The organism is Rhizobium sp. WYCCWR 11128, from assembly GCF_013416305.1.
Taxonomy (GTDB): Bacteria; Pseudomonadota; Alphaproteobacteria; order Rhizobiales; family Rhizobiaceae; genus Rhizobium; species Rhizobium indicum.
In genome coordinates this window covers 655,626-669,089 of the sequence record NZ_JACCEZ010000002.1, presented here as the reverse complement: position 1 = coordinate 669,089, position 13,464 = coordinate 655,626, and the positions used below count along the sequence as shown (strand labels likewise).

At 59.1% G+C, this 13,464-nt stretch carries 13 protein-coding genes and 1 pseudogene; 10 read left to right on the top strand and 4 right to left on the bottom strand.

Annotation, left to right across the window (positions count from 1 at the left end; translation table 11 throughout):
• Window positions 1-177 precede the first annotated feature (177 nt).
• The gene (locus HX898_RS10960) at window positions 178-984 is read right to left on the bottom strand and encodes a Ku protein (protein ID WP_180194661.1); all 807 of its coding nucleotides are present in this window, start codon (window positions 982-984) and stop codon (window positions 178-180) included.
• A 236-nt stretch (window positions 985-1,220) separates the two neighbouring features.
• Between HX898_RS10960 and HX898_RS10955 the strand changes: the two genes are divergently transcribed.
• From HX898_RS10955 to HX898_RS10945, 3 genes are read left to right on the top strand one after another with little or no spacing between them, the layout of a single operon-like run.
• Window positions 1,221-1,955, top strand: coding sequence for a GDSL-type esterase/lipase family protein (locus HX898_RS10955; protein WP_180194660.1), 735 nt, complete (start codon window positions 1,221-1,223; stop codon window positions 1,953-1,955).
• 43 nt (window positions 1,956-1,998) lie between these two features.
• On the top strand, window positions 1,999-3,354 hold the full coding sequence (locus tag HX898_RS10950; protein WP_138334403.1) for an O-antigen ligase family protein: 1,356 nt from the start codon (window positions 1,999-2,001) through the stop codon (window positions 3,352-3,354).
• Window positions 3,341-4,447, top strand: a complete 1,107-nt coding sequence (locus HX898_RS10945; RefSeq protein WP_180194659.1) for an acyltransferase — start codon at window positions 3,341-3,343, stop codon at window positions 4,445-4,447. The genes HX898_RS10950 and HX898_RS10945 overlap by 14 nt, the downstream gene beginning before the upstream one ends.
• Before the next feature lie 80 nt (window positions 4,448-4,527).
• Here the strand turns inward: HX898_RS10945 and HX898_RS10940 are convergent, their stop codons facing one another.
• From HX898_RS10940 to HX898_RS10930, 3 genes and pseudogenes are all read right to left on the bottom strand, one after another.
• Complete coding sequence (locus HX898_RS10940; protein ID WP_180194658.1) at window positions 4,528-5,673, bottom strand: right-handed parallel beta-helix repeat-containing protein; 1,146 nt, start codon at window positions 5,671-5,673, stop codon at window positions 4,528-4,530.
• A 74-nt stretch (window positions 5,674-5,747) separates the two neighbouring features.
• Window positions 5,748-6,397: pseudogene (locus tag HX898_RS10935) on the bottom strand (alpha/beta fold hydrolase).
• A gap of 192 nt (window positions 6,398-6,589) precedes the next feature.
• On the bottom strand, window positions 6,590-7,285 hold the full coding sequence (locus tag HX898_RS10930) for an alpha/beta hydrolase (protein WP_180194657.1): 696 nt from the start codon (window positions 7,283-7,285) through the stop codon (window positions 6,590-6,592).
• Window positions 7,286-7,848: 563 nt separating this feature from the next.
• On the opposite strand from HX898_RS10930, the gene HX898_RS10925 reads away from it, so the two are divergent.
• The 7 genes from HX898_RS10925 to HX898_RS10895 all read left to right on the top strand — a co-directional run bounded on the left by HX898_RS10925 (window position 7,849) and on the right by HX898_RS10895 (window position 13,460).
• On the top strand, window positions 7,849-8,331 hold the full coding sequence (locus HX898_RS10925; protein WP_003545449.1) for an MSMEG_0572/Sll0783 family nitrogen starvation response protein: 483 nt from the start codon (window positions 7,849-7,851) through the stop codon (window positions 8,329-8,331).
• A gap of 75 nt (window positions 8,332-8,406) precedes the next feature.
• Window positions 8,407-9,453, top strand: a complete 1,047-nt coding sequence (locus HX898_RS10920) for a Nit6803 family nitrilase (protein WP_180194656.1) — start codon at window positions 8,407-8,409, stop codon at window positions 9,451-9,453.
• Entirely contained in the window at window positions 9,380-10,498 is a 1,119-nt protein-coding gene (locus HX898_RS10915) for an MSMEG_0568 family radical SAM protein (protein ID WP_180194655.1), read from the top strand. The genes HX898_RS10920 and HX898_RS10915 overlap by 74 nt, the downstream gene beginning before the upstream one ends.
• Window positions 10,495-11,037 carry an MSMEG_0567/Sll0786 family nitrogen starvation N-acetyltransferase gene (locus HX898_RS10910; protein WP_180194654.1) on the top strand — a complete coding sequence of 181 codons (543 nt, stop codon included), beginning with the start codon at window positions 10,495-10,497 and terminating at the stop codon, window positions 11,035-11,037. The genes HX898_RS10915 and HX898_RS10910 overlap by 4 nt, the downstream gene beginning before the upstream one ends.
• 2 nt (window positions 11,038-11,039) lie before the next feature.
• On the top strand, window positions 11,040-12,014 hold the full coding sequence (locus tag HX898_RS10905) for a sll0787 family AIR synthase-like protein (protein ID WP_180194653.1): 975 nt from the start codon (window positions 11,040-11,042) through the stop codon (window positions 12,012-12,014).
• On the top strand, window positions 12,011-13,180 hold the full coding sequence (locus HX898_RS10900) for an MSMEG_0565 family glycosyltransferase (protein ID WP_180194652.1): 1,170 nt from the start codon (window positions 12,011-12,013) through the stop codon (window positions 13,178-13,180). Before HX898_RS10905 ends, HX898_RS10900 begins: the two co-directional genes overlap by 4 nt.
• A complete protein-coding gene (locus HX898_RS10895) occupies window positions 13,173-13,460 on the top strand; it encodes an MSMEG_0570 family nitrogen starvation response protein (RefSeq protein ID WP_180194651.1) in 288 nt (95 codons plus the stop codon). Before HX898_RS10900 ends, HX898_RS10895 begins: the two co-directional genes overlap by 8 nt.
• The last annotated feature ends 4 nt before the right edge of the window (window positions 13,461-13,464 follow it).

Below are 13,464 nucleotides of genomic sequence, written 5' to 3'. Positions count from 1 at the left end.
TGGCCTCGCCCCCTGGCGGGCGATGGGCAATCTCAGACGCACCCGACCTCGCTCGAATGCATCGGTTTGTCGCGCCGGCGAAGCCACTGGACCTGAAGCGCGTCAAAGTAGATTCCCGCGGTGCGCTTTAAGTCCTTGATTTATGTATGTCGTTTCCCAAAACCGCTGGCCACTTTTTCATTGGCGCGGCTTCTCACCGCCTTCGGCCGCCAGGCTCTTTTTCAGCGCATCCATGATATTGATGACGTTGCCGGTCGATTTCACCGGTGCGGGTTTTTGCGCGGGCGCTGCCTTCTTCAGGCTCTTCTGCTTGCCGCGGATCATCGACTTCAGACGTTTCTGGATCGGATCCTGCACCATGGTCGGGCTCCAATCCTTCGTCTCCTCCTTCACCAGTTGCGTCATCAGCGTCAGCAGCTTGCTGTCGATTTCAGTTTTGCTGTCGAGTTCGGCCACGGGATCACGCACTTCGTCGCCATAGCGCAGGGTCCAGAGAACGATGCCTTTGCCTAGCGGTTCCAGCAGCACCGCACGTTCGCGGCGATAGAGAACAAGGCGGGCAATGCCGACGACGTCATTCGCCTTCATCGCCTCGCGGATGACGCAGAAGGCTTCCACGCCGACCTTGTCCTCGGGCGCCAGAAAATGCGGTTTGTCGTACCAGATCCAATCGATCGAGCCGCGCGGCACGAAGCTGTCGATCTCGATGGTGCGGGTGCTTTCGAGCCCGACCTCCTCGATCTCCTCGTCCTCGAGAAGCACATAGTCGTCCTCGCCGCGCGGATAGCCCTTCACCTGGTCCCTCTCGGCCACCGGCTTGTGGGTGACGCTGTCGACATAGCGGCTTTCGACGCGGTTCTTCGTCTGGCGATTGAGGACGTGGAAACGGACCTTGTTGCTTTCGGTCGTCGCCGGCGTCAGCGAGACGGCGGCGGTGACAAGCGAGAGCTTGAGATAACCTTTCCAGAATGTCTGACGTGCCATGTCTGTCCTGTCTCCCGGACACGGTTGAGCATGGCAATCAACGGCGAGTTCGGTCTTTGGTTCCGGCAATTGAAGATTTCGTTGATCAGATACGGTCGGTGCATTTCCATTTCATGGATCGGCTGCCGTTGGGCCGAGCATTGTAGGCGGAGAGACCAGAGCCACTCTTTCCTTGCCACCGCCATTTTCCTCTTCAATAATGAAAGCCCCAAGACGTCAGGATATCGGTAATCTGAATGTTGCGACTTTTCGCCAACCTCGTCATCGTCCTCGCATGCAATTTCTTTCTCATCGTCGTCAATGCTGGCGCGTCCTTCGCACAGGAATGCCCCGACCCGACAAAAGCGACGAATGCCTCGGCCCAACAAAAGCAGGCAAGCAAGCGATTAAATCGCGCTCTTCCCATCTATCGCGCCAGATCGGCCCGATACAATCTGGCTCTTGTCGGCGATTCGCTCGTCGAACTCTGGCAGCCCTGGATCAAGGACAGCTTTCCTAGGCGCCCGGTGATGAACCTCGCGGTCGCCGGCGACACCACGCAAAATGCATTGTACCGCCTCGATGGTTTAGACCTTCCGGATTTCCATCCCGCGGATGTCGTCTTGCTTATCGGCACGAACAACCTGGGTGCGAAAACTACGCCATGCGCAGTGGCAGCTGGTGTCGTGGCTGTTGTCAGCAAGGTTCGCGCTCTTTGGCCGGGCGCCCATATTTATGCGTTGTCCATACCGCCTCGGGGCAAGCGCTATGCCTTCTACGAGGATGTCAGAATTCCGGCCAACCAACTTGTCGCATCGTCATTGGCTGAAATGCCGGGTGTCACGTTTGTTCAAATGAACGATGATATGTTGCGGTGCGGTAAGCCAAGCGATAAAGAATGTTCCAACTACAAGCCTGACCATCTTCATTTCAATGAAGGGGCATACAAGCTGATCACGAGCTTCCTCGCCACAGCGGGTCTACAGCTTTGATTTTTGCCGCTCAGGTGGTTACCAAAACGTAAGGCGGAATGTCATGAGCACCTCATTTGACAGCTACCAACCGATTGGCCTGCAAAGACATAGACCCAGAGCTCGCGCGCAATATCGCATTCGGCGTGAAACCCTCGTTCGGATCCTCCTCTCGGCAATATTTTATATTTCCCTCTGGAGAGCGACTGGCATGTGGTACGGGCTGCCCGCCGACTTCCAGGAGGGTGTCGGCAAAGATCCCATGCCAATGCGACTCTTGCTGATGTCGCTCGTTCCACTCATTGGCCTCTACTGCCTGCTGGAGCCCAGGCGAGTCGTTGAATTGCTCCGCAGCGCCTCGCCGCTGGTCGGCATAGTCTGCTTATGTGTCTTTCTCTCAATCGCTTTTTCCGTCAGCGTTACAGCCTCGCTCCGGGCTCTCGTCGCCGTCGCATTGCTGACAGCTGGACCCCTTCTTTACAGAGCCCGTTATGGAGCCGTTGACACATTTGAAAGCTTGGCGAAATTTGCCATTGCGACGGCCTTCATCAATATTCTTTACACGGCAGCCTTTCCCCGGTTTGCGGTGATGAGAGGCAGTTATGCCGGGATGGTGAAGGGGGCGTTCTACCACAAAAACATGCTCGGCCAGTTTTCGGCAACAAACTTCATCCTGCTGCTTCCAGCCCTGCCGATGTGGCGTCTGCGCTATTATGATCTCCTGCGATGGGCGGCAATGCTGCTCTACCTCGTGCTCATCGTGCTGGCGAAATCATCGACGGCGATCATCCTGCTTTCGATCGGAGTAGCCGTATACTACGGAATGAGCTGGATTCAGCGCTTTCCGGGCCGCATCTTCAGATCCTTCGTCGTTCTTCTTGCATTCGCCCTGCTGGGCTTCGTCGTCTCCGTCGCGTTGATGGGTGTGGCACAGGCGATTGCCGAGTCATTCGGGAAAGACCTTACGCTCAGCGGACGCACGAATGTCTGGGAACAGTTGCTGCCGCTGATCTACGAGCGGCCGCTTTCAGGCTGGGGATTTGCCTTGTTCCGACAACCCGACATCATGGAGCAATATGTTCGCCTTACGTGGGACGCTCAATCCACCCACAACACCTATATCGAACTTGCGCTGAACATGGGCATACCCGCCACCATCATCTGGACCTCGTTCGTCGTGGTGCGGCTCGTGGCGAAGATGACCTCGTCGCCCCTCAATCAAGCGCTCGCCATCACCAAGAGAAAGGAGGTTGTCATCATCCTCCTGATCTTGATCGGCGCGTTTACCGAAGCCGGAATGATGCTCGCCCCCTTCATCTTATGGCCCCATACCGTGATCGCACTTACGAGCCTCGGCCCGGAGTTCCTGTCCCGCTTCCGCAAACCGACCCAGGCAGGCGCGCAACATGCATCAGGCTAAAAAGATGACTTCAGATAATCGTAGACTGGTGGGCCTCGATGGGATTCGTGGCTTGGCGGCTATTTGTGTGGCAGTGCATCACACCGAAGGTTTTGTCGGATTTGATGCAGCACCTGCTGCCTATCTCGCCGTCGACCTGTTTTTTTGTCTCAGCGGCTTCGTGATCGGCCACGCCTATGAGAGGAAACTCATTCAAGAGTCTTCGCTCTCTGCCAATGATTTCGCCATCAAGCGTCTCGTCCGCTTATATCCCCTCTATCTGCTCGGCTTGTTGCTCGGTGTACTCGCATATGCAGGCATGTCGCTCAGCAGAAATCAGCAAATGGATCCGATGCTGTTTGCCACCTCGTTGATTGCCTCGATGTTCTTCCTGCCGGCGATCGGTGGAACATCGCTGAAGGCGCCGAACCTGTTCCCCTTCAACGGTCCGTCATGGTCTCTATTCCTGGAGATCGTGATCAACCTCGCCTACGGCTATACGGCGAGATTGCTGTCCAACGGTGTGCTCGCTGTCATCCTGCTTGCGTCATGGGTTTGGTTGGCGGCGCAAACGCTGGCCCATGGAAGCGCCGACCTGATTCCGCTCGACGGCGCCTTGCTCTCCGGATTTCCCCGCGTTCTCTTTTCTTTCAGCCTCGGCATCTTGATGTACCGCTACCGTCAGCGGCTTTCCCCTTCGGGCATCGGAAAAGCAGCCGCAGTGACAACAATCGTCGTCGCGACTGCTCTTCTCGTCTTCCAGGCGCCAGCCGCCCTGGTTGGCATAAAGGACCTGATTGTCATCACTGCTTTATTTCCTCTCGCCGTGCTTGTCCTTTACACAGCCAACTTCGATGGCGTGCTGCGACAGCCCCTTCTTATTGCGGGGGAGGCGTCCTACGCGCTCTATGCAATTCATGTTCCGCTGCTCGGATTGCTGTTGGGAGCCTGGAAAGCCGCTGGCCTGGGACAACCACCGGCCTGGGCGATCTTTGCCATCGTTCTTCCGCTGATCGTCGTATTGGCCATTGTTGTCACCCGCCTCTACGATGAACCGGTTCGCAAAGCGCTCAGCGCAGGAAAGGCCATGAGGCTTCGCTGGCGGCGATCCTGATTTGGCAAATTAGAGCGTCCTTTCTCCGCCTGAAGGGACGCACGGCGCTCTAATCCCCGTGCAGCCAAGCGATACGCCGCTTAAATCGAGAGATAGCGCTTCTGCCAAGGCAGCCTGTGTTCCTGCCATGCGCGCGGCGTGAAATCGTCATAGGCAGTCTCAGCGATCGCCAGCATCCAGTTCTGCGCCTTGCGGGCCAGCAGGACGCATGACAATTCCATGCCAGGCTCGACCGTAATGGAGGGCCGGTTGGCGCCTGGGATATCGATCCCCTTGTTACGCCATTGGATGCGGATTTCGTCGGGCTCGGATGTCCATTCGCCGGAGGCAACGGAGGCGTTGCCATCGGGCTTGAAGCGCAGCGGCGGCGGGGTAACATTCAGAAAGCTGCCATCGTTGCGATAGTTGCCATCGATATCACCCGCGGTCGCTTTGCCGTTTCCCTTGAGAACGATATCCTGTTCGCACCGCAGAAATATGTTGCGCCGAAAGCTGCCGGACCACCGACGGTTGGCGAAGAACGCGATGTCGCATTGGCTAATGACGTTATCGTGGATATCGATGTCTTTGCGAAATGCCTGCTCCTGATCCGAAAAGCCGCTCAGACTGACGCCGCGATTGGTGTTCTCGATCCAGTTGTCATAAATGTGATGGCCGGCGTGGTCGGCCTTGTCGCCGACGCCGTAGCCGAAGGAATAGTCATTCATTCTGCCGTCGCGCATGATGTTGCTGCGCACCACGGCGTCATCCCCGATCGACGAAAAGGAGAAATTCTTGCCGCCGATGAAATTGTACTCGACGAGGTATTTTCGCGTTTTGTCGCAGACCAGCGCGCCCTTGTTCGATGCGCTCGCCGGCGACTGCAGGAAGAGGTTGCCGCGGATCACGATATCGGAGCTGATATTGTCGTCGCTGTTTTGATAAGCGAACTGGCAGCAGTCTGCTCCCTCGCCGGAGGCCGCGCCGATGCGATTATTCTCCAGCAAGACGTGGGTCGTCTTCGTCAGGTAGATGCCGTCGCCGTTCACATTCTCCGTTTCACAGCGCCTGACGGTGAGGTTCTTGCCATTGTGAAATTTGAAGCCTCGAGGAGAGTTCTTGACGATAACGTCTTCGACCACCGTATCGGAAAACACCTGATAGGCGACGCCAACATCGGGCGCACCATCGATGACCTGTCCGCGTGTAGACGCGCCGTGAACTTTCTTTCGCAGGATGGCGGTCATTGCATTTCCTTCGATACCGGTGCCGCGGGGAATTAAGCAGAGGGCATGTGGCGGATGTTTGAATATTTGGAAATTCAGCTTGTAAACCGCCCATCTTTCAGAAACGACAAGGCTTGGCTCCACATCATCTTGTTGACGGGCAAGAAAGTGTGGTTTGCCGGTATGACGATATGCGCAGCCGCGCCGTCGAGGCGCGTGCTCTCCACCGAAACCTTCCCATCGTTCGGAACCCTGAGGCCGATGATAAGTGAAGAGACCGGATCGATGGTCCGGTTCCCGGCGATGATGCCAAGTTCGTAATCGACCGTGCCGAACAGCTCGGTCATTGCGGTTTGATCGGTAATCAGCTGCTGTCCCGCCGGTCCATAGACTTTCCTGTATAGCGGCCAGCTCTTGAGGAAATCGGCAATCTGACTGCCGTTGTTCGGCGTTCCGACCATGACCACTCTCCCCAGGTTGGCTGGGCGATAGCTGCTGAGAAGAGCGCGGATGATCAGCCCACCCATCGAATAACCGACGAAATGGACCGGCCATCGCCTGCTTTCTTCACGGCGTCGTCGATCTCCGGCCGAATGATGTCGGTGAGGTCGCTGATCGAAAACTTGGTGGAGGGGTAACCGACATTCACAACCCGATAACCTTGGCCGGACAAAAAGCTGGCGAGCTTCGCCATGCTTTTCTTCGTCCGGGCAATGCCGTGAGACAGGAGGACAGTGTCGTTCATCATGTGTCCGCTCAACGGGCTGCTATCGATCAAGCTATTCTGTAGCTCTCGCGGTGAAGCTTGTCGATCAATGCGGAATGGCCAGACATCCGAACAGTTTCGTTGCGGCGTATCGTGCTCGAAACCGGAGCACGCAAGGCGTGAGAGCGGGGGTGCGCTTATTCTCACACCCCCGCCACAAGCGCCTTGTTCTTACTTCGAGACGTCTACGGCCGCCTCATCAATAAGGGCCGCAACCTCCAGGGGCTTTGATTGCGGCAAAGCATGGCTTGCCTCCAAGGTCGCGACTTTCCGAGCATTGAGACGAGCCGACATTGCCTTTTGATTTTCAGGAGCAATCATTCTGTCTTCACTTGCCATTTGATACCAGGACGGCTTCTTCCTCCAGGCCGGGGCGGTGATGACGTCTCCAAAGGTGCCGGCGAGCGGCGCTTTTTGGGTCGCCGCCAAAACGAAAGCACCTTCCGGGGATATATCCTGGCAGAAGCTTTCGTGAAATTTGTCAGCCTTGAGCCATAGGTAGCTGTCGCTGTCCGGCTCGATATTGGCCACGGCAGCAGGAGGATGCCGTTGAGTGATTCCGCCTGGACTTTCGCCTGCGTCGGGAGCAAATGCGGCAATATAGACAAGCCCCGCGACATTCGGTTGATCTCCCGCTTCGGTGATGACCGCGCCGCCGTAGGAATGACCCACGAGCAGGACCGGCCCTTTCTGCTGGGCCACCATCTTGCGTGTCCGTTCAGCGTCCTCAGCTAGCGACGTCAACGGCAGTTCGACGGCGTGAACGGACTGATAGCCCCTTTGTGCCAGTTCGAGTATGACCTTGCCCCAATGTGCGGCTCCACCCCAAAAGCCATGCACCAGAATGATCGTCGGTTTATTACTCATAGTTTTCTCCTGTTTCCTGGGAAGAGCGACACGGCCGTGATCGGCGACAACGGAATCCGAGCATCCTCTTTGGCGGCGTACTCCGTTAGCCGCCCTGCGAACGGTCCCACATATACATCCAACTGCATTAATTGATTGCATTCAATATAGCTAGACCTCTCCGATTGATGCGATATATCGTCTTGACGCGGACCTTCCTTTGGATACCAGGCGCATCCATTGTCATTGCGGCCGACACCAGAAGGCGGCCGCGAGTCTAGGCAACCCTTCCCAAAGCCCCGGCGTAAACAGGTGACAGAGGCTCCCGCCGCACAAATATCACGGCTCCTCCAATGATTGACGCCCAATTGAATGCATCTGACTTGGGCCTTGGTGCATTCGATTTTTGCATTCGGTCGCACAGAAAATCAGCTCTAAAATTTTCATTCTGAAAATTGATGGCATAAATGAATGTATTATTTGGTATATTTGACTGCTATTTGTGCATAATCAATCTGGCATGGCACTTGCAATTGGATGGATGCTCCCCGGATGGGGATCGGATTTCAATCAAGGAGCCATCCATGCCCGCAGTGACCAAGCCAGCCAATCAAAAAGGCGACTTTCTTGTCGATTACGAGGACAAGGTTTTCGAGGACGTACAGGCCGGCGAAGGCGAAAAAGCTCTCGTCACCTTCCATACCGTGGCCTTCGAAGGATCGATCGGATTCGTCAACCTGCTGCAGGCGACGCGCCTGAAGCGGAAGGGTTTCGAGACCTCGATCCTTCTCTACGGCCCAGGCGTGACGCTCGGCGTCCAGCGTGGTTTTCCGACGCTCGGCGCGGAGGCCTTTCCCGGCCATCTGAATTTCAACAACCAGATCGTCAAATTCATGGAAGAAGGCGGCAAGGTCTATGCCTGCCGTTTTGCCCTTCAGGCACTTTACGGCCATGGCGAAGGCGCGCTGATCCCCGGCATCACGCCGATCAGTCCGCTCGACGTTCTCGACCTGATCCTGATCCATCGCCGCGACGGCGCCTTCATCCTTGATACCTGGACGCTCTAAGCACCAGGCGCCCCAAAGAATAAAGGGCGGAGCCTTGGCGCTCCGCCTCCCCACCCGTCAATCGAGGATTTCGTCATGGAGAAAAAACCGAGCGTCCGGGTTGCCGCCGCGCAGATCGCGCCGGATCTGACCTCGCGCGAGAAATCACTGGCCCGCGTGCTGGATGCAATTCGTGAAGCGGCAGCCAAAGGCGCCGAGCTGATCGTCTTTCCCGAAACCTTCGTCCCCTGGTACCCCTATTTTTCTTTCGTGCTGCCGCCTGTTCTCTCTGGCAAGGAGCACGTGCGACTTTACGAGGAAGCCGTCACGGTACCGAGCGCTGCCACCGATGCCGTCTCGGCAGTCGCCCGCGAGCATGGCATCGTCGTGGCGCTTGGTGTCAACGAGCGTGACCACGGATCGCTCTATAATGCCCAGCTGCTGTTTGATGCCGATGGCACGCTCATCCTCAAGCGTCGCAAGATCACCCCGACATTTCACGAGCGGATGATCTGGGGCCAGGGCGACGCCTCCGGCCTGAAGGTGGTCGACAGCGCCGTCGGACGGCTTGGAGCGCTGGCCTGCTGGGAGCATTACAATCCTCTGGCCCGCTACGCCCTGATGGCGCAGCACGAAGACATCCATATCGCCCAGTTTCCAGGCTCCATGGTCGGGCCGATTTTTGCCGACCAGATGGAAGTCACCATCCGCCACCATGCGCTGGAAAGCGGTTGCTTCGTGGTCAATGCCACAGGCTGGCTGACCGACGAGCAGATCGCCTCCATCACCTCCGACGCTGGCCTGCAGAAGGCCCTGCGCGGCGGCTGCATGACCGCGATCATCTCGCCCGAAGGCAAACATGTCGTGCCGCCGCTCACAGAAGGCGAAGGCATCCTGATCGCCGATCTCGACATGAGCCTGATCATCAAACGCAAGCGGATGATGGATTCGGTCGGCCATTATGCCCGACCTGAGCTGCTGCATCTTGTCATGGATGGCCGCGCCACGGCGCCGATGGTCACCACCACCCAGCCATCCCTCCCCACAGTCGAAGCAAGGACCCTTTCCGATGGAGAATATGACACGTCTGCCGACCGAGATTCTGATCAACGAATTGCAGTCCTACGGAGCCCGGCTCGTTGACCCCAAGGCCGGACATGAAAGCCGCCGCGGTGGTGCCGGACCTTCCGACCACAAGGCACTGACCATTGACGGCATGACGTTGATGGTGCCGGTTCACACCGCACCTGCGTTCGAGAGCCCCTATCTGGTCGAAAAGCCGGACGAGATGGGCCGCAGCCGTATCAGCCGGGATGGCACGGTGCTGGGCGAGGTTTCCTTTCCCCTGCGCCCGCGCTTCTACGAGCGCTCGACCGCCGACGGCATTCCCTATTCGCAGATCGCCGTTCTGCACGGCAAGGACGTGCTTGCCACGACCGTGCTGCAGACCTGCATCCGCTATCAGAGCCGTACCAAGACCTGTCAGTTCTGCGCAATCGGCCAATCGCTGTCCGCCGGCCGCACCATCGCCCACAAGACGCCCGAGCAGCTCGCGGAAGTCGCCAAGGCCGCCGTCGAACTGGACGGCGTCAAGCATATGGTGATGACCACCGGCACACCGAAGGGCGACGACCGCGGTGCTGCGATCCTCGCCGACAGCGCCCGCGCCATCAAGGCGGCCGTCAACATTCCCATCCAGGCGCAATGCGAGCCGCCGGAAGACGATATATGGTTCACCCGCATGAAGGAGGCCGGCGTCGATGCCCTCGGCATGCATCTGGAAGCCGTGACGCCGGAGGTGCGTGCCCGCATCATGCCGGGCAAGGCGCAGGTCTCGATCGCCAAATACATGGCCTCGTTCAAGGCCGCTGTGGAGGTCTTCGGGCGCGGCCAGGTCTCGACCTATATCCTGGCGGGGCTCGGCGACAGCCGTGAAGCCATTCTGGACATCTGCGAAAAGCTGGTTGCGCTCGGCGTCTATCCCTTCGTCGTGCCCTTCGTGCCGATCTCCGGCACGCCGCTCGAAAGCCACCCGGCGCCGAGGCCCGACTTCATGCACTCGATCCTCGGGCCCTTGTCCAGGATGCTGGTCGCCAGCGGCTTGAAGGCCGTCGATATCAAGGCCGGCTGCGGCAAATGCGGCGCCTGCTCCGCCCTTTCCACCTATGAAAGGATGCTCACCAAATGATGCTCGAAACCTTTGCTCCCTATCGCTCGAGCGAATTCCAGGTGAAGTTCGCGACCTCCGCCTGGGAACGCAGCCAAGCGCATGCGCTGCGCCGTGCCGTCTTCTGCGAGGAACAGCAGATCTTCGAGGGCGATGACCGCGACGCGATCGACGATCAGGCCATCCCGATCGTGGCGCTCTCCATGCTCGGCATTGCCGCCGATCAGCTGGTCGGAACGGTGCGCATTCATCAGGCCGAACCCGGCCTCTGGTGGGGCTCGCGACTGGCGGTCCACCAGGATTTCCGCAAGATCGGCGCCCTTGGGGCGAGCCTGATCAAACTCGCCGTGTCCTCCGCCAATGCGATCGGATGCCACACGTTTCTCGCCAATGTGCAGGTGCAGAACGGTCTGCTGTTCCGCAGGCTGCACTGGGATGTGATCGAAGAGTTCGAGGTCTACGGCAAGCCGCATCTCAGGATGAAGGCCGACCTTGCCTATTATCCACCCTGCGCCACACCCGAGGCAGGCTTCACCGCCCTTTCCAGAAAGGCGGCGTGAGGATGGCCGCAATCGACATCAAGAGCCTGGCGGCAAAACTCTCGGCCAGCAGCGGCATCGCCGCCAAGCAGGATATCGGCCCGATCGCGGCAAGGCTCGGTCTGCAGGGGCAGCAGATTGCCGTCGGCGACGATTGCGCCGCGCTGCCCGATGGCGACGGTTATCTGCTCTTTGCCATCGAAGGGTTCATGAACGAGTTCGTCGCCGCCGACCCCTGGTTCGCCGGCTGGTGCGGCGTCATGGTCAATATCTCCGACGTCGTTGCCATGGGCGGCCGGCCAATCGCCGTGGTTGATGCCGTCTGGGCCAATGGCGAGGCTGGCGCGACACCCGTTCTCGAAGGCATGCGGGCGGCATCCAGCGCCTTTGGCGTGCCGATCGTCGGGGGGCACACCAATATCCGCAGCGAACGCGGCCAATTGTCGGTCGCCATTCTCGGTCGCGCCAGGAAGCTGCTGACGAGCTTCGATGCAAAGCCGGGCGATGTGTTAGTTGCGACGATCGACCATCGCGGCCGTTACCGCGAACCCTTCAACAACTGGGAAGCCGCCACCGATGCCGCGCCGGCGCGCCTGCGCGGCGACCTCGAGCTGCTGCCAGAGATCGCCGAGGCCGGGCTGGCGCTGTCTGCGAAGGATATCAGCCAGGGCGGCATCATCGGCACGGCCATCATGCTGGCCGAATGTTCGCATGTCGGCATCGATATCGACGTCACCGCCATTCCCCTGCCCGCCGGTGTGAGCCTCGACCGCTGGCTCGTCACCTTTCCGAGCTTCGGCTATCTGCTCTCGGTCGCGCCGGAACGGGTGGCCGATGTCCTCACCCGCTTCACCGCGCGCGGCATCAACGCTGCGGTCATCGGCGCCGTCGTGGCTGGCGCCGAAGTCGCGCTGGTCGATGGCGAGAGCCGTGCAGTGGTGCGCGATCATGCCGAGACACCTCTGCTGCAGCTCGGCCGACAGGATGTCGCCGCATGAGCCTCCCGTCGCACCGAACGCTGCGCATTGCCATGCTGACCCATTCCACCAATCCGCGTGGCGGTGTGATTCATGCCATGCAGCTTTCGGAAGCGCTGACCTCGCTCGGTCATGAGGTGGTCCTGCACGCGCCCGATGCCAAGGGGGCGGGCTTCTTTCGTCAACCCTCCTGCGGCACCGCCTGCATTGCCGTGCCGCCGGCACCCGCGGACATGACGCAAATGGTCGAGCAGCGGATTGCCGATTATGTCGACTATTTCCGAAGAACCGGAACCAATGGCTTCGACCTCTTCCACGCCCATGACGGCATTTCCGGCAATGCGCTGGCGACGCTCAAGCTGGAAGGCCTGATCCCGAATTTTGCCCGCACTGTCCACCACATCGACCAGTTCGCCGACCCGCGCCTGATGGCTTTGCAGGATCGCGCGATCGATGCGGCCGATATTTTCTTCGCCGTCAGCCGCCTCTGGCGGGACAGGCTGAGAGGTGACCGCGGCATCGAGGCGACAGTGGTCGGCAATGGCGTCGACACCAACCGCTTCTCGCCTGCCTGGAGCGGCGAGCAGGTCGCTCTGCGCGATAGGTTGCGGCTCGCAAGCGGGCCGATTTTCCTCAGTGTCGGCGGCATCGAGGCGCGAAAGAATACCCTTGGTATTCTCGAAGCCTTTCGTCAGGTCCGCGCCATCCGGCCGGATGCCCAGCTTGTCATTGCCGGCGGCGCCTCCCTCCTGGACCATGGCGATTATCAGGAGGAGTTCCGTTCTTGCCTCGCCTGCCTCGGTCGGGACGCCGCAGCGGTGCATATCACCGGAGCGATCGCCGATGCCGACATGCCCAGCCTCTACCGGTTGGCAGATGCGCTGGTGTTTCCCTCGCTCAAGGAGGGCTTCGGCCTCGTCGTTCTGGAAGCCATGGCCAGCGGCATTCCGGTCGTGACATCCTCGATTGCGCCCTTCACCGAATATCTGGGTCCCGGCGATGCGATCTGGTGCGATCCGCATCATCCGGTCTCGATTGCCGAAGGCATGGCGCTGGCGCTGGTCGCACCGATCCGCGAGCAGATCATTCCCCGTGGTCTGGCGGTTGCCGCCCGCCATGGCTGGCAGCAAACCGCGACCGCCCATCTTGCCCGCTATCACACGCTGCTGGAGCCCGACCATGCCTGAAATGCGCTTTGTCATAACCTGGCCCGATGGCCAGGAAGAGAGCTGTTATTCCCCCTCGCTGATCATCCGTGAGTTTTTCACCGAGGGTGAAAGTTATTCGGTCGCCGATTTCGTCGATCGCAGCCGCAGGGCGCTTACCATCGCCAGCGATCGCGTGGAGGCGAAGTTTGGTTTTGCCTGTTCATCCGCAAACGACCAACTCGCCCGAATTGAAAGCGCCGCTGTCGCCTTCCAGAATGACGCAGATGCCCGCGTCCACTGCAAAACCTTCATCCTCTGAAAGG